Annotated in this window: 12 protein-coding genes; 6 read left to right on the top strand and 6 right to left on the bottom strand. The window is 66.9% G+C overall.

The genetic code is table 11. From position 1 onward, the window contains the following. Positions 1 to 8 precede the first annotated feature (8 nt). The 3 genes from KEG57_RS20510 to KEG57_RS20500 form a co-directional block, all read right to left on the bottom strand. Positions 9 to 1694: a hypothetical protein gene (locus KEG57_RS20510; protein WP_272458710.1), complete on the bottom strand. Its 1686-nt coding sequence runs from the start codon at positions 1692 to 1694 to the stop codon at positions 9 to 11. A 414-nt stretch (positions 1695 to 2108) separates the two neighbouring features. After that, on the bottom strand, positions 2109 to 2870 hold the full coding sequence (locus KEG57_RS20505; protein ID WP_272421252.1) for a CDP-alcohol phosphatidyltransferase family protein: 762 nt from the start codon (positions 2868 to 2870) through the stop codon (positions 2109 to 2111). Positions 2871 to 2968: 98 nt separating this feature from the next. Then, a complete protein-coding gene (locus KEG57_RS20500) occupies positions 2969 to 3754 on the bottom strand; it encodes a hypothetical protein (protein WP_272421253.1) in 786 nt (261 codons plus the stop codon). Positions 3755 to 3913: 159 nt separating this feature from the next. Between KEG57_RS20500 and KEG57_RS20495 the strand changes: the two genes are divergently transcribed. The 5 genes from KEG57_RS20495 to KEG57_RS20475 all read left to right on the top strand — a co-directional run bounded on the left by KEG57_RS20495 (position 3914) and on the right by KEG57_RS20475 (position 12166). Continuing rightward, complete coding sequence (locus tag KEG57_RS20495) at positions 3914 to 4984, top strand: class I SAM-dependent methyltransferase (RefSeq protein ID WP_272458709.1); 1071 nt, start codon at positions 3914 to 3916, stop codon at positions 4982 to 4984. Between the two features lie 24 nt (positions 4985 to 5008). After that, complete coding sequence (gene tssI, locus KEG57_RS20490; RefSeq protein WP_272458708.1) at positions 5009 to 7666, top strand: type VI secretion system tip protein TssI/VgrG; 2658 nt, start codon at positions 5009 to 5011, stop codon at positions 7664 to 7666. Between the two features lie 7 nt (positions 7667 to 7673). Next, positions 7674 to 9821, top strand: a complete 2148-nt coding sequence (locus KEG57_RS20485; RefSeq protein WP_272458707.1) for a hypothetical protein — start codon at positions 7674 to 7676, stop codon at positions 9819 to 9821. Positions 9822 to 10081: 260 nt separating this feature from the next. Beyond that, positions 10082 to 11359, top strand: a complete 1278-nt coding sequence (locus KEG57_RS20480) for a tetratricopeptide repeat protein (RefSeq protein ID WP_272458706.1) — start codon at positions 10082 to 10084, stop codon at positions 11357 to 11359. A 12-nt stretch (positions 11360 to 11371) separates the two neighbouring features. Continuing rightward, positions 11372 to 12166, top strand: a complete 795-nt coding sequence (locus KEG57_RS20475) for a hypothetical protein (RefSeq protein WP_272458705.1) — start codon at positions 11372 to 11374, stop codon at positions 12164 to 12166. Between the two features lie 9 nt (positions 12167 to 12175). On the opposite strand, the gene deoD is transcribed toward KEG57_RS20475, so the two are convergent. Both deoD and KEG57_RS20465 read right to left on the bottom strand, forming a co-directional pair. Then, complete coding sequence (gene deoD, locus KEG57_RS20470; protein ID WP_272458704.1) at positions 12176 to 12913, bottom strand: purine-nucleoside phosphorylase; 738 nt, start codon at positions 12911 to 12913, stop codon at positions 12176 to 12178. Between the two features lie 7 nt (positions 12914 to 12920). After that, positions 12921 to 14024: a hypothetical protein gene (locus tag KEG57_RS20465; protein WP_272421260.1), complete on the bottom strand. Its 1104-nt coding sequence runs from the start codon at positions 14022 to 14024 to the stop codon at positions 12921 to 12923. 98 nt (positions 14025 to 14122) lie between these two features. On the opposite strand from KEG57_RS20465, the gene KEG57_RS20460 reads away from it, so the two are divergent. Next, entirely contained in the window at positions 14123 to 15733 is a 1611-nt protein-coding gene (locus tag KEG57_RS20460; RefSeq protein WP_272458703.1) for a putative signal transducing protein, read from the top strand. A 3-nt stretch (positions 15734 to 15736) separates the two neighbouring features. Here KEG57_RS20460 and KEG57_RS20455 read toward each other — a convergent pair whose 3' ends face one another. Continuing rightward, entirely contained in the window at positions 15737 to 16543 is an 807-nt protein-coding gene (locus tag KEG57_RS20455; protein ID WP_272421262.1) for a fibro-slime domain-containing protein, read from the bottom strand. Between the last annotated feature and the right edge of the window lie 3 nt (positions 16544 to 16546).

The raw sequence follows: 16546 nt of genomic DNA, 5'->3' as shown, positions 1-16546 counted from the left end.
CCGTGTGTTCACTCGGAGCTGCCCTCGTCCTCCATCGCGTGCGGGTTGCCTTTGCCCAGGCTCTTCAAGTAATTGACCATGTTGTCGCGCCGGAACGGCAGGAAGATCGTGGACAGCGCCGACGAGACGGCCCACGCGCACTGGCAGGAGGAGGGCTCCGCGGTGCATGCCGTATTGCACGTGACCCCGGTGGCCGTCGGCACGAGGAGCGAATCGGAGACCTGCGTGAACGCGGGGGGACGCACGCCCGGCGCGACCTCCGGCCCTTGCGCCACGTCGGGCCAGACGACGCTCTCGCCGAGTTTGTTTGCGTCAATCGCTCCGCCGAAGATCGGCGCCGTCGACGTGGAGAGCTCGTGGCAGCCTGCGCAGGCCTGGGATTGGGCGCGGCGCACGATTTCCATGGGCTTGAGCGAGCTCCCGATCTCGTTGAGCTTCGCCTTGATCTTCTGGGCGAAGGGCCCGGTGGGACTGAACACGAGGTTGTAGTTCGAGTCGTTTTCCACCGGCGGCCCTCCGGGCGCGAGCGCTGGCTGCGACGTGCTTTGCCCGCCGTTGAACTCCCGACCCAATCGATTCATGTTGAAAAGGTTCGGGTCGCCCAGCGCGAGCGCCGGGACCTGGTTGATGAAGCTGCCGGCGTAGCTCGGGTCGCGGAACTTGAGCGCCCGGGGGCTCGTGTTGTCGTCGTTGAACAGGCTGGCCTCGGGGTTGACCCCGGTCGGGACCATCCGGACCTCGGCCTTACAATTCTGCTTTTTGGCCTTTCCGGAGCAGGTACGACGGAGGTTGTATTCGCGGAGCTGCCAGGGTTGCCCGAGCCCGCCGCCGGCGGCGTCGTTCAAGAACTGGTTGCTGCGGATCTGGCCGCTGAGCTGCTCGCCGGTCTTTGGATCCACCTCCCCCGTGAAGTGGTCCCACTGCAAGGCCGCAGGCAGGCCCTGGACGCCCTTGAAGAAGAAGCGCTCGAGCTCTGCTGCCCGCTGCGCCGGATCGTGGATCTTCGTGAGCCCCGCCCAGAACTCGGCCACCTTGGCGCAGCCCTTGAGGCCCGATGCCGGCTTCGGATTCGGCAAGACCGCCTCGAAAATGAGGAGGTTACGATTGGTCAGGAGCTGATTGCCCGCCGTCTCGAGCGGCGATTGCTGGGAGCCCTTGGCGAAGATGATGCGGTACTGGCCGCAGGTTTGCCCATTGCTCGGGGCCAGATCGAACCGGTTGGCGATGGCGATCGGCGTGTAAGGATCGCAGTTCGGACCGCTGCAGAACGGGTTGTGCTTCGAGAGATCCGCGAGCGCGCCCTCCTGCCGCGGACATTCGAGCGGGAATCCGTTCAGCACCGGATTGCCACTTGCGTCCTTCTCGTCGTCGCAGTGCTGCCCGTCGGGCACGAGGCCCCCGGCCTTCGTGTTGTTCGTATCGTAGATGCGCTGGTAGAGCTTCGCCGCGTCGAGGCCCGGGTTCGAGCCGCTCGTGGCCACGAGCTGGCCGAGCACCCGCTGGAGCGAAAAGAGAAAGTTGCCCTTCGAGTCCTTTGCCTCGAGTGTCGGCAGATCCACCACCATCAACGAGCGGTCGATGTTGATCACCGGCTCCGGCTTGTTGGGTTTGAAGCCGAGTGCCTCCTCGACCTCCTGCGTGGGCTCCTCCCCTGACGGCGTGTCGCAGGCGCTGACGCCGAGCAGCAGAAGCATCGAAAGATATGCGGGGGTCGTACGGCGAAATGAATGTAAGCGGTCCGTCGGAGCACCGATGGCCCTCATGTAGCCCCTCCCTAGTGGCTCGCTTCACGAAGCGCTTGCGCCCGCGAGCCAAGCAATGACCGGTGCTTTTCGCCCTGGCGCCACGCCAGGGTGTCACGCACACGGCTCAGGGGGGAGGATAGCGGGGATAACTCGCGTGACCACCCAAAAGTGAGATATCCCACACGCACATTGCGTCGGGACATGCCGTCGCGTCCCGGATGATGGCAATGGTGGCTTTGTCAGAGGTGCCGCGCCCGGGGCATCGGGCGCTGACGGCGTGGTCGATCGGGCGGGATGCCGTCAGGAAAACGGCCCTTCGTCAAGGCCTCGCGCGACCCACGCATGCGGGAAAACGCGGGAAAGTCAGGCGAGACGCTCGGCCTGGGCGGGCTCGGGGGCGGACTCGGGTTCGGCGTCGAGGCCGGCACTCGGGTTCATCAGGCAATACACGACCCCGCCCAGGGTGTAGATCAGGGCGATGCCGAGCAGGTACTCCGGCAAGATCCGGAGCGGCCCGCACAGGTACGCCCCGACGACGTTGCACACCGTGAACGCCTTCATGACCTTGTTCTTGCCGAGCTTCAGCTTCGGCAGGCGGACCGTGCTCACCATGAGGCCCGCGGCGATCACGAGCACCGCGGGGCTCACGATGAGCGAGCGCTCGGGCAAACCGTACTTGTCCCAGGTGAGGTACGCCGTGGCGACGATTGCACCCATCAACGTGCCGGGCAGGCCGTAGAAGATGCCCTCGCCGCCCGTCGTGACGTTGAAGCGCGCGAGGCGCACGGCGAGCGCGAGCGCGTAGAGGCCCGAGGTCGCGAGGAGCGCGGGTTTCTCCCAGCCGAGCAGCGGACCGATCGGCAAGAGCCGGTAGTAGACCAGCGCGGCCGGGGCGATGCCGAAGACCACGAAGTCGGCGAAGCTGTCGAACTCGACGCCGAACTTGCTCGTGGCGTTGAGCAGACGCGCGGCGCTGCCGTCGAGCTTGTCGAGCAAGACGCCCCAGAGGATCATCCACGCCGCGAGGCGGAAATTGCCCTCCGAGCTCATCACGACGGAGCCGAGGCCGAGGAGAAGCGAAAGCCCGGTGAACCCATTGGGTACGAAGTAACGAAGCGGCGGCACGGCGCGGGATGCTACCTCCGTCCGGGGCGCCGCGTCAAAAGCCATTGCATGGTCGCGTGTCGGCAGCACGGTGCGCAAAATGCTTCGCAGCAGCGCCATCACAGAAACCACGACGGCACTGCGGACTGGGCGCCGATCATCGAGCCGAAGCCAACCGCCAGCAAGACGAGCGAGAAGATACCCCAGGCGGGTGAAGTCTCTTCACGGCGGATCTCTGCAACCACGGCGGCGAGATCCCCTTCACGGACAAGGAAGTAGGGCGACTTGCCGCGCACGAGCCGCGCGCCGCGGGCGGGCAGGCGGTAGAGCGACCCATCCACCTCGTCGCGGCGGACCTCGCCGAGGGCGACGACGCGGTGCCCGACGCGGGCCGCGCCATAATAATGTAGGCCCTCGCCGGCCGGCTGATCCGCGCCGTCGGCGCGCTCGACACGCAGCACGCCCCCGCTCGCGTCCGCGAGGACCAGCGGATAGGTGACCCATTCGTCGCCGCCGGGGGCCGCGGGGCGCTCGATCGGGCGACCGCTCACGACCCAGGCATCGATCGCCACGAATTCATGGGGCAGCGCCTCGTCCACGGGGACCTCTCGCGCGCGCACCACGCGCAGGGAGAGGCGCCGACCGAAGGTGCCTTTCGCGAGGGAGATCGGGAACAAGTACGCCCCGATGAAGAGCCCTCCGAACGCGGTCGGATACCACGACATCCCTCCGGGGACGTCGAGGACCCACCGCTTGCATGCGAGAACGACGCCGAGGCACGGAGCGAAGAGCATCGCCAGGAGGATGGGGACGAGGACGCAGACGAGGACGGAGAAGAACACCTTCTCGACAACCCAGACCGAAAACTCGAAGGCCTCCGCCACCCATGCTTTGAGTTTTTTCACGCCGGGAGAAACGGCCCCGCAGGAGCGAGATTCCAGCGCCTCCGTCGATTGCCACGTTGTCCATGAGCGCATCACGCGGACGGCGCGCCCGGAAAAATTGGCAGTCCGCGGGGGTCCACGAAGATTGCTTCGCCCAGGCGCCCCTGCTACGCGGGTTTCATGTCGACGCGCCTCGGGCTTCCCCTCGCCGCCATTCTCACGATCCCCCTCGTCCTTCCGGCGTGCAGCGGCGCCGCGCCACGCGAGCCGGCCCGCGCGCCTGCGCCCTCGCCCGCCGCGCCCGCGGACGCTTTACAAGGCGTGGCGCGCATTCGCGCCGACGCCGAAAAACTCGGCCCCCTCGTCCGCTCGGATCTCGCGCGCCGATTCCTCGCGGCCGCTCCATCGCTCCCGTCCATCACGCCGCGCACGTTGTATCGTGATGCCGAGAAGAAACGCGTCGTCGACGCGGACGGTTTGTCGCGCATCCCGGACCGAGACGCCTTCAAGCCCCTGCCCGTCGACGAGGAATTTTATTACAGCACGCGTTATGGCTCGCCGCTCGCGTATACGCGCGCGCTCGAGGTGCTCGGCGAGGCTGGGGTCACGTTGCCGCCCGGATCACGATTCTTCGATTTCGGGTATGGCGCCGCGGGGCACCTCCGGATGCTCGCGAGCCTCGGCGTCCATGCGGTCGGCGTGGACGTCGATCCACTGCTCGCCGCGCTCTACGGCGTGCCCGGCGATCAAGGCGAGATCCGCAGCCTCTCCGGTGCGCCAGGCTCGCTGCGCCTCCTCCACGGGACCTTTCCCGGTGATCCCGCGATCCGCGCGGCCGCCGCAGGGCCGTTCGACGTGATTGTCTCGAAAAACGTCCTCAAGAAAGGATACATCCACCCGGACAGACCCGCGGACGAGAGCAAGCTCATCCGGCTCGGCGTCGACGACGCGGCCTTCCTCGGCGCCGTCTTCGAGCGCTTGCGGCCCGGAGGGGTTTTCCTCATCTACAACATCTGCCCGGCCCCGACGCCCCCGGACAAACCCTTCGTTCCTTGGTCCGACGGCCGCTCCCCGTTCCCGCGCGAGGCTTTCACGGCGGCGGGCTTCGAGGTGAAAGTCTTCGATCGGGACGACGCCGAGGCCATCCGGACGATCGGGCACGTCCTCGGCTGGGATCAGGGCGAGGACGCGATGGATCTCCAGAACGACTTATCCGTGCTCTACACGCTCGCGGTGCGGCCGCCCGGGTGATATCGTTGGGCGAGAACCTCGCCCATGGCCCATTCTTCCGAGCCCAGGACCCACTTCGAGTTCCGCGCTTCCGAGTTCGGCAAAGGCCGCCTCACGGTCGTGAAAATCGCTGGCGAGGAGCGCATCTCGCGGCCCTTTGCCTTCGACGTGGTCGCGTTTGCCGAGGCCCAGGGGCTCGACGAAGCGAGCTTCGAGCGGGACATGATCGGCAAGGACGCCGTCCTCTGCATCGCGGTCCCCGATCACGCGCCGCGGATCGTGCGCGGCGTGGTCTCGCGCGTGCGGGCCGAGGGCGCGGTCGAACAAGGCCGGATCGCCTTCCGCCTCCGCCTCGTGCCGCGCCTCGCGCTCTGCCGACGCAACCAGCGCAGCCGCATCTTTCAAGACCGTACGTTCCCCGAAATCGTCGCCACCGTGCTCGCGGGGCACGGCATTCCTTGCCGCTTCGACCTCCTCGGCCCGCACCCGCGCCGCGCGTATTGCGTACAGCACCGCGAGAGCGACCTCGCCTTCGTACAGCGCCTCGCCGCGGAGGCCGGCGTCTTCTACCATTTCGAGTTTCCCGGCGACGGGACCGACGACGCCCGGGAGGTCGTGGTCTTCGGCGACGCCCCCACGCTTTATCCGCGCATCCCCGGCGCCGACGTCCTCGTGTTCCGCCGGGCCGACGGCGCGACCGCGCTCACGGTCCGCGAGGATCAGGTCACGCGTTTCATCCGACAAACGAGCGCGGCGACGGAAGGCACGCTCGTCCGGGATCACGATTTCCGCAAGCCCACGGCCGAGCTGCGGGCGAGCGCGGGCAAGGCCGAGGGGCTCGTCGTGTACGAGCACCACGGCGAGGACGAGGAGCCCGAGATCGATCCGGCGCGGGCGATCACCATGCTCGAACAACGAAGGGCGCGCGCCGCGCTCGCCGAGGGGACGACGTATTGCCGCAGGCTCTCGCCGGGCCATCGCTTCACGCTCGAAGATCATGACGTCCCCGCGCTGAACGGCCCTTACGTCGTCGTCCGCGCCGTCCACGAGGGCCACGATCCGCAACACGCCGGGACGAACGATCCGGTCTTCACCACGACGTTCCGCGCGGCGCCTGCAACCGTCGCCATCCGCCCGAAGAAACCGCGCCGCACGATGCGCCAGGTGATGGAGACGGCGACGGTCGTGGGGCCCTCGGGGCAGGAAATTCATACGGATCCGTACGGCCGTATCAAGGTGCAATTCCACTGGGATCTGGAAGGAAAACACGACGAGCATTCATCCTCTTGGATCCGCATCGCGCAGGCGTGGGCGGGCACCGGCTGGGGTTTTCAATTCATCCCACGCGTCGGGATGGAGGTGCTCGTCGGCTTCCTCGGCGGCGACCTCGACAGGCCCGTCGTGATGGGCTGCCTGAACGACGCGACACACCCGCCCACGTTCAAGCTGCCCGACGCGAAGACCCGGAGCGGCATTCGCACGCAGACCACGCCCGGCGGCGGCGGCTACAATGAAATCTCCTTCGAGGATCGCGCGGGCGCCGAGGAGATCTCGATCCACGCGCAGAAGGATCTGCGCGAGACGATCGAAAACGACCACGACGAGACGGTCACCCACGACAAGACCGTGACGATCGGCGGCAAGCACGTCCTGCGCGTGCAGGGCGACCGCGACGATCACGTGGCCGGCGCGCTCGTACAGACGATCGACGGCGGCGCGACCGTGAGCGTCTCGGGCGGCATGGCGCAATCGACGGGCGGCGACGTGGCGAGCGAGGTCCGGGGCAGCCGCGCAGAGGTCGTGCACGGATCGGACCGGCACACGGTGCACGGCGATCACCTGACGGTGGTGATGGGCCAGAGCGTGCTCCGCGTGGAGGCGGAGCACGCGGTCGTTGTGGGCGAGGGGCGCGACGACGGGATCGTCGAGACGAACGTCTCCGGAAAGTGGATCGTATCGGCCGGAAAAACCGCGCGAATCCAGGCAGATCAGGGCATTTCATTGGTGGTGGGGGACAGCGTGGTGGAGATCCTCTCGGATCGGATCGTCCTGCGCGCGCGCCGTGTGGAGATCGAGGGGCAGGAGAGCGCGGCCATGACGGGCAAGGGGCCCGCCGTGCGCCTCGGCGAGGAGGCGGAGATCGTCTCGAAGGTGCTGAAGCTCTACGGCGAGAAATCGTCGATCGAGCTCGATCGGGACGCCAGCGTGAAGGGGACGCGGGTCCTTTTGAACTGCAAGGACAGCCGCCCGAAGGACCCGACGCGCGACGAGCCCGAGCCGGAGACCGTGAAGCTACGCATCAAGCTCACGGACGAGAACTTCGAGCCCTACGCGGGCAAGCTCTACGACCTCGTCTGCGAGGGTTTTAAATGCGACGGAATTACGGGGCCCGATGGTCTCGTGGAGCGGGACGTCCCGAAGGACGCGCAGACGGCACGGATCACGTTGTGGCTCGGTGAGGATCGCACGGGGCCGAAGCGGGAGTATTCGGTGAAGATCGGCGCCTTGCCCGACATCGCTTCGATTGCCGGCGCGCAGGTGCGGCTGAAGAACCTCGGCTATTACGTGGGCGCGATCCGGGGCGGGATCGACGACGAGACGCGGGCGGCGCTCGCCTGGTTCCAGAAGGATCACAAGCTCGAAGAGACGGGGGCGCTCGACGAGGCGACCCAACGAACGCTGCTCGACGTGCACGGGAATTGAGGGAGTCATGGCGATCCCCGAGGCGGACAAGCAATTCATCCAGGCGGTTGCCGAGGCCATCGGCAAGGTATCGAACCCAGCGGCGCACCCGGGCGCTCCGCCGCGCCTCGTCGTGTGCCTGAATCACACGGAGACGGACATCCCGGAAGGCGCGATCGGCGCGGGTCCGTACCTGGAGAGCGAGCTCGACAAGGAAAAACCCGAGACGCTCGGGGCGATTCTTGCCTGGATCGAGGAACGGCTGCACCGGAGCCTCGACGAGGCGTGGGCGGGTCCGGCCGGGAAAAACGAGGACTGGGACGCGAGTGAGGGCGAGGAGGCGTGGGCTCGCGCGCTCTCGGAGATCGTCTTCGGCATGCGGTACGGGGGCCCGGGGCAGGCGTATTTCCAGAACTCGAAATGGGATTCGTACATTTTTTCGCGGATCCAGCGGCGCAGCGTCGATTTCGAGGAGGCGTGCAAGGCCCGCAAGGACGCGACGTTCCCGGCGACGCACCTCGAGATCCAGGCGTACAAGGTCAAGCTCGCCAAGAACAACCGGAAGCTCGAGGAGGTGATGGTCGAAAACACAGACCCCGCCGTGTCCATCGCCTGCGCCTGCCAGCACCTCACGACGTACGGCGTCCTGACCCGCGGCTTCACGCTGGAGCAGCACCTCGACGGGGCGAACCTGGCTGCGAGCCAGAACAAGGGCAAACCCCTCTTCGACGAGAAGAATGGCGGGAGGTGGTACCCGACGAACCTCGCGCACCTGCGCGTTCCCGTCGCGACGGGGATCGAGCCGATGCCAAAGGCCAAAGGGGCGCCGGCCGACAGCACGCAGGTGATCCCCGTGCCTCTCCGCCCGGGCTCGGCCTATTGTTACAACCCATTCGGCGACGCGAAGTACACGACGGCATGGGTCCCCCCCCATTGGGTGACCGTCGACGAAAAGGGCGTCCCGCAGCTCAAGAAGGAACATCGCGAGCAGGCCCTCAACGACCTGCCGGAGAAAACGAGCCAGCTCAAGGACCAGCAGTACTTGCACGAGGACACAGAGAGCAACGTCTCGGTTCAGAAGACTGTTCTCTCGAGTGACCCCAGCCTCGCCAACATACCTGCAGAGAACTTTTCCGTGCAAGTCGACGTGCCGGTCTCGGGGCAACGGAAAGGATCACACATCCATCTCGTGCTGCGGATCAGCAAGGACAAGAAGAAGGTCCAGCTCCTCGACACGACGAACGGGCATCCGCTCGACGAGCACATGGCCCACACGCTCATGGATCCGGTGAGCAAGGCAGGGATTTACGACGGGAACTTCATCTCACAGGTCTACCAGGGCAATACGTTCTGCGGCCTCGGCGTGCCGCCCGAACCGCCGGAAGATCTACTCGACATGGCGGAGTTCATCCGCAGTGCGCGCCCGATCGGCCTCTTGCGCCTCGTCATCACCGAGCGCGTGCCGCCCGCCAAGATGACGGACGACCATATCTTGTACGTGAGCAAGATGTTTCGGATGTACGGGGATAACGACGAGGAAAACTTCCACATCTCGCGCTGCGTGTGGGCGCTGCGGAACATGCCGGGGTTCACGAAGCTCCAGGGCTGGTTCATCATCTACACGCCCCAGGGCGAGCTCGCGCGGATGATGTGGGAGCACGGCGCCCGCAAGCGAAAGCTCGCGGAGATGGAGCCCGTCGTTTACGCAGCGAAGAAGAAGAAGTACGAGATCAAAAAGGCAAACCCGAACCGAGACAAGAAAAAAGACCCGCTCGTCGAGCCGACGCCCGGGCTCTCGTACATACACGACTACCGTGACACGATCGTCTTGACGAACGCGGCGAACGGGACCTGCCTCTACTGGCACCGCAAGCGCTCGGATCTCAATTTCGGGTCGACGACCGAGAGCTTCGAGGGCAACGCCATCCCGGACGCCATCCGCGCCCGCGTCGCGCCGAAGCCCAAGCAAGACGCCGGCAAGCGCATGTCCTACGATGGCGAGCACGTGCACGATCGGTTCTGCGATCCCGATACCGAAGACCACACCATCGAGATCCCCGATCTCTTTCGCGACGGCAAGCCCGCGACGGCGCCGCTGCCCGCCCCCGAGGCTCTCGCGGACTCCGCCATCGTGCACGACGAGGACCAATCCGCGCCGGAGGTCGCTTTCGCATGATCGTTGCTGCGCGCCAAACCATTCTTGCGGGGCTCGTCGTTGCGTCGGGCCTGGTCGTCGCGTGTGGATCTTCCGCGCCGGCGCCCCATGACCTGGAGGGTCGACCGGCTCTGCCTCCTACGAAGGCCTCGGCCAAGGACGCGCCTTCGTCTATGGCATCCCGGCCCGAGCCATGCACGCTCGAAAGCAGCGCTGAAGCATGCAAGGCAGCGTGTGACGCTGGCGACTTCGCGAGCTGCAGGAACCTCGGCGTGCTCGTCATGCGTGGGAAAGCTGGACGGCGCGACGTGCGCCGCGCCGAGGCCGTCTTCCGCAAGGCATGCGACGGAAATGATCTAGCCGCATGCCACGAGCTCGGAGCACTTTTCCTCGAAGGGCTGCCTCGGGACGACGACGCCTCCGTGGCCCTCCAGAGAAAAGCGTGTGACGCGGGGTACCTGCCAGCCTGCGGCCATCTCGCGGCCCTTTTCCTGACGGACGGCGCGATGCGCATCCGCGTCGAAAAGGAGGCCGACGTGCGAGCTGCGGTTTCCCTCGCCCAGAAGGCGTGCGAGGGGGGATATGCACGCGCGTGCACCGTCCTCGGCAACGTCCATCGGAAGGGAAAGGTGCTCCCGAGGAATCACGCACTCGCAAAGCAGATGCTCGAGCGCGGGTGCGACGGCGGAGACCGGCGCGGATGCGCGATTGCATCGATCCTTTACGAGAACGGCTGGGACGGGGAGCAACCCGACAAGGAGCGAGCGGCGACGCTGAGCAGGAAGGCTTTCGAGCTCCTTCAGAAAGACTGCGCCGAGGAGCTCGATTCCTGCTCCACCCTCGCCGCGTGGCACGCGAAGGGCTTTGGGACGGCGGTCGACCCGGAAAAACAGCGGTCGGTCTTGCGGGACGCTTGCGATCGAGGTGACTCGGCGTCCTGCGTGGAGCTGGGGGCGCTGCTGGAGCAAGACAAACGCAAGGACATCGACGGAGCCGTCGCTCTGTATCGCCGCGCATGCGACGACGGTTATGGCAGCGGCTGCGGCAAGCTCGGGAACATGCATTACAGGGGCCTTGGCGTGCCCAGGGACGACAAACGGTACGACGAGCTGCTCCATCGGGCATGCGATCTGGGACATGCGCAGAGCTGCTCGTGGCTCGGCACGAGGTTCGCGGACGGCATGGGCACGACGAAGGACCCCGCGAAGGCCATGGCGCTTTACCGGAGGGCTTGTGGTCTCGGCAACCCGATGGGCTGCCGAGACGTCGGCGAAGCTCTGCTCGGCACGGACACGCACGGGATCCCCTCGAAAGAGGCTCATGCGGAGGCCCTGCGCCTGCTCGTTTTTTCATGCGACGAGGGAGATCACTTCGCCTGCTTCTACGCAGCCTGGGTCCACGATCTCGGTGTGGGCGTCCCGAAGAATCACGGAAAGGCCGAGGATTTCGCCAAGACGGCGTGCGCACTGGGCAGCGGCCCGGCTTGTGTATGGCTCAAGGCCCCCGACCGCGCATGGCGCCCCGAATGGATTGATTTCGTGAAGCCAACCAAAAAGTGAGGGGAGCGGTTCATGACCACGAAGCCCGGTTTTGCATCCCCCCAAGCCCCGACCGAGGAACGCCGCGAGGGCCTCACCCTCGAACGGTTCGCCGAGGTGATGGCCTACCGAAAGTTTTTCCCGCCGCACTTCGCCGAGGAGGTCCTCCTCCGCTGCGGCATTCGTCCCGCGCGCTGGGCGCGGGTCGCGGCAGCGTGGGGGGAGGCGCTCGCCGAGGCCGCGGCCGAAGAAAAACCCGACATCGTGCTCCGCTTCGCCCGCGCGTTCGGCGGCACGTCGCGCAAGCTCCGCGAATGGCCTCCGCGCCTGGAGTCGCTCGGCGAGCCCATCGATCCGGACGCGCCCGATCCCGAAGAGCGAGGCCCCGAACGGCCTTCCTTCATGCTCGACGAGCCGCCCTCGCGCGCGCCCCAGAGCGCCGGCTCCGTGTGGAAGCAATACGTGAAGCCCCCCGCGCCCACGCCCGCACCTGCGCCCGCACCGCCCCCCGTTCCCGCGCGTGTCCCCGCACCTTCTCACGAAGACCTCGGCGCGACACGCCCGGCATTTCGACCTCAAACCAAGCTGCCGACGATGCCCTTCCAGATGCCGCCGGGCGTGTCGGCCCCCGAAATGCCTCCCGCATCGCCCGCGCCGCCCCCCCCGGCACGCGCGCCCGGGTTCGGCGATACGGCCGATATCAGCTCGTTCGTCCCGCGCAAACCCTTGCCGTTCCAGGGGACGCCGCCCGATGGCGACAAGCTGGCCCAATCCGTGATCATTGGTCCCGACGATCTCCCCAAAGGGCCAGGTCGGCCCGGACGCTGAGGAAACGCGCTATGGCGCAGGCGCGACGGCCGCGGCCTCCTCGGCCGCGAGCTCCAGCGCGAGACCGATCATCGCGTTGAAGCTCGTCTCGCGCTCCGCCGAGGAGAGCCCGGTGCCCTTCGGCAGGTTGTCCGCGACCGAGAGGAGCGCGAGCGCCCGCGCGCCCTGCTCCGCGGCGACGCCGTACAGGCCCGCCACCTCCATTTCGATCGCGAGCATCCCCATGCGCACGAGCGTCTCGTGCAGCCGCGCGACCTCCGGCATGTAAAACAGGTCCGCGCTGAACACGGAGCCCGCGCGGACGGGCTGGCCGCGTCGCTCCGCGATCTCCACCGCCCGCCGCGCCAGGTTGAAATCGGCGACCGCCGGGAAATCGTGTTCGAGGAAGCGATGGCGATTGACCCGGGAATCCGTGCCCGCGGCGAAGGCCACGATTACCTCCTTGAGGTCGACCTCCGGCCGGAGCGCGCCGCAGCTCCCGACCCGGATGAGCACGCGCGCGCCGTAATTGCGAATGAGTTCGGTCGCGTAAATGGAGAGCGAGGGGATGCCCATCCCGTGCCCCATAACGGAGATGCGCTGTCCCTGGTACTGGCCGGTGAACCCGAGCATGTTGCGCACGGCCGTGACCTCGCGCGGCTGCTCCAGGAATCGCTCGGCAATGTAGCGGGCGCGCAGGGGATCACCCGGCATCAGGACCACGTCGGCGAAGTCGCCGGGCGCTGCGGAGATGTGAATGGTGGACATGGATCTGTCATTCCAGGGTGGAGTTCGTGACCTGCGGGTCGCCGTTCGCGAGCACGAAGATGCCGGGATAACCCGGCGTCTCGAACCCGAGGCTCGGGTTCTTCGAGAGCACCGAATCCTGGATCACGAGCGTGCCCGTGCGATCGTTGCTGACGAAGAAGATGGCGCCGCCCCCTTCGTTCGCATGGTTCTCCGTGATCTTCGTCCCGCAGACCGTCAACGTGAACGTATTGCCGTCGTTGTAAATGGCGCCGCCGCTCCCGCCGCCCGGGGTCCCGTCTTTCGCCGGGTTCGCGCCGTTGCCGATCGCGCGCTGGTGGGACATCAGGCTGTTCAGGACCGTGTACGAAACACCGATGCTGCTCAGCGCGCCGCCGTTCGAGCAGACGTTCCCGAGTTTTTCGCTCCCGCCGAACGTGCTGTTCACGACGTACACGGGCAGCCCCTCGTATTGGCTGAGGACACGAATCGCGCCGCCCCCGACGTCCGGGCCGACATCGTCGCAGACGTTGTTGAAGAAGCGGCTGTTGACCACCTTGAAGCGGCCTCCCCGCACGAAGATCGCGCCGCCGCCGTCCGGGTCCTCGCCTTTTGCATTGCCGTCGACGAACGTCAAGTTTTGCACCGTGAGCCGGGGGTGGTCCTGGTTCTGGCACATCGACGTGGTCCAGTGTTGCGCCTCGTCGCAGGTGTTCATGTAGAGAATGCGCCGCGCCCCCGCGCCGCTCAGCGTGACCTTCCCGCCGCCGTCGATCACGATCTCGGGACCGGTATCGTTGAAGATCTTCGCGGTGCGGTCGAGCGTGATGACCACGGGATCCGGGCCGCAATCGAACGTGATGATGCCGCCCTTCGCCACGGCATCGACGAATGCATCCGAGGTGCAACTCTCCTTCGTGCCATTGCCGACGACCTGCGTTGGATTCGACGTATCCACCGCCTGAGCCTCGGCCGGCACGGTGCAGGCGCCGTCCGGGTTTCCCGCGACAGGCCCCTCGTCCGGGTTCGTCTTGGGATCGATCGGCGCCGGAGCGGCGTCGTCCCCGCAGCCCGAAATTACGCCCGTGAAGAGACAAACCAGGATCGCCCCGTGAAGCGTTCGTCGTTGCATCGCTCGCCCTCGCAAGGCCCAGGCTACGCGCAGACGACGCCGGGAACAAGGGCTTGACGCCGGGGGCGCGGGCGCGGATGCTCGGGGCGAGGGGCATCATGAAATTTTGTCCGAACGTCGCGTGTTCGCATCGCCAGCGCACCGGAACGCCGGCCGAATACGACGTGGAGCGTCCGGACTGCGCCGATTGCGGGGCCGCGCTCATGGACGGGCCGGCGTATTACGCCGCTCCATCGTCGGATACCGCCGCGCGCCCGTTTCCGCCGGGTCTTTCGTCGCGGATCGGGGTGACGGTCGTGGCGCTCGCCATCGCGATCGCCGGGCCGAGGCTCTTGCTCCTTCCACAGATAGAAACAGGGACGCGCCTGCCAGAAATATCGCTGAACCAGCGAAACGTGTTTTCGGTCGGCCTGTCCCCGATCCTCACGGCGGCGTTGTTCGTCGAGCTCGTCGCCTGGATCGTCCCCTCCCTGCGCCCGCTCCGGCACGCGGGCCCCGAAGGGCGCGAAAAACTCGGGCGGGCTGCGATCCTCCTGGGGATGGTGCTCACGCTCTTCCAGGCCTATGCCATCGCCCGTTTCCAGTCGCTTCTCGATCCGGGGGCGTCGCAGCTCGACATCATCGGCAGCCTGCTCGCCGGAACGAGCCTGCTCGTGCTGCTCGCCACGTGGGTGACGAGGCGAGGCCTCGGCAATGGATTTGCGTTGCTCTACCTCGTCCCTGAGCTCGTCACGCAAGGCGAGCTGCTCCACGCGGTTCTCTCGGGGGTGCTTCCGGACGGGCCGCCCACCTCCGCCGAAATGGCCCGCATCTTCGCCATTCCGGCGCTGCTCGCGGGCACGACGTTCGCGTGCGCGCGCTGGCCTACGAGGCGGGACGAAGGCGTTCTTGTGGGAGCGTCCGGCGCGGAGCCTTATCGCCAAGGCGCGGGCCCGCGGGGCGCGAATCCGCCGCCGCTCCGGCTGCCCGCGAGCGGCATCGCGCCCGCGCTCATCCCCGCGGGCCTCGCTGTGCTGCTCTGGCGTCTCTCGACCGTCGGCCTCATCCCCTACAACGCCGGCGCGTTGTATTTCGAGACAGACGGCGCGCCCCTCGTCATCAGGCTCGTCCTCACGGCCGCCCTCGTCCTCGTCTTCGGATGGGGCTTTCAGACACCGACCGCGCGCGAGGCGTTATGGCGCCGCGTTCGGGAATACTCGCCCGACAGCCGGCCGCTCGAGGAAGGGGACTCCGAGGTCCTCGCGGCCCTGCGCCGGAGCATCCTGCCGCTCTGCGTCTTCGTGATCCTCCCGCTGCTCGTGGACGTCGGCCCAGGGGCGAGCCTTTATCTCGTGCCGCTCCTGACCATGCTCGTCCTCGATCTCGTCGCCGAGGTCCGTGCGCGCATGCGAATCGAAGGCGAGCTCGTCTCGGTTTGGCCGGAGCACCGCGTCTTTGCCGCCGACATGGTCGCCGCCGCCCTTCGCAGCGAGGGAATTCCGGTCCTCCTGCGTGGCGTCCTCTACCGGACGATGGCGCGTTTCGCCCACCCGTTCGTCCCCATCGAGGTGATGGTTCCCGCGTCCCGCGCCGAGGACGCGACGCGAATCGTGCGGCAAATCATGCTCGGCGAGCTCCCGCCCGCGGAGGTTCGAACGGACGAACCCGCGCCTCCCGCCAAAAAGAAGAAACGCAAGAAGAAGCCGGCCGAGGACGCGGCGACGGCGTGACCGTCACTTCGGGCAGACGTCGAACTCGGCGATCGTCGTCTCGAGGTAAAAATTCGAGCCCGACGTGTGCCGCTCGGCGAAGAAGAGCGCGAAGGGGAACACCTCGCCTTTCGTGATGCCGAGGGTCTCGGCCTCGTCGTCGAGGAGAATCGTCCGGCTCTCGGTCGCGTGCACGCCCCCGAGGTCGATGGCGAGCCTGTCGTTGATGAAGACCCAGAGGTCGTCATCCCCGCGGAACGTGAGTGACTCGCCGCCGACGTATCGGAACGGGATCTGCATCTCCAGTGTGAAGTGGAAATTATGCGGGTTTCCCTCGTTCCCGAGGAGTTGCCCGTCGATCGGAAAAAAGTCGGGGGCGTTGAACTGGTACAGATTCGGCGCGCCTGGGCCCGACGCGAGCTCGAGCGTGAATGACGTCGACGCGTTGATCCCGGGGACGTCGCGGTACCATTCGTCGAAGCTCGCCTTGCCGCTCGTCGTGAGCGTCGTGGGGTTTCCCGCGTAGACGGGTTTGCCGTCGCTGCCGAGGTTCGTCTCGACGATCCCGAGATCGAGCCCGATCGAGAGCTCCTCCATATCGGGGTGCGAAGCGCTGAAATCGCGGATCGTCACCCCGATGGGGATCGTGGTGGAGGGCCGGGGCGCCGTACAGCCCTCCCATTTGCCGAAGACGCATGTCTCCACGCCCTTGCCGCAGATGGTCTCGCATTCACGCTTTTCCCCCTCCACCTGGCAGACGGGCAGCTCGGTGCGCGCGCCGCAGCCTGCCAGGAGGGCCAGGAGGAGGAGCCCACGAACGCTCGTCGCCATGAC

Source organism: Polyangium jinanense (assembly GCF_028435365.1).
The sequence above is the reverse complement of the archived record's forward strand: the minus strand, read 5'-3'. Positions and strand labels throughout refer to the sequence as shown.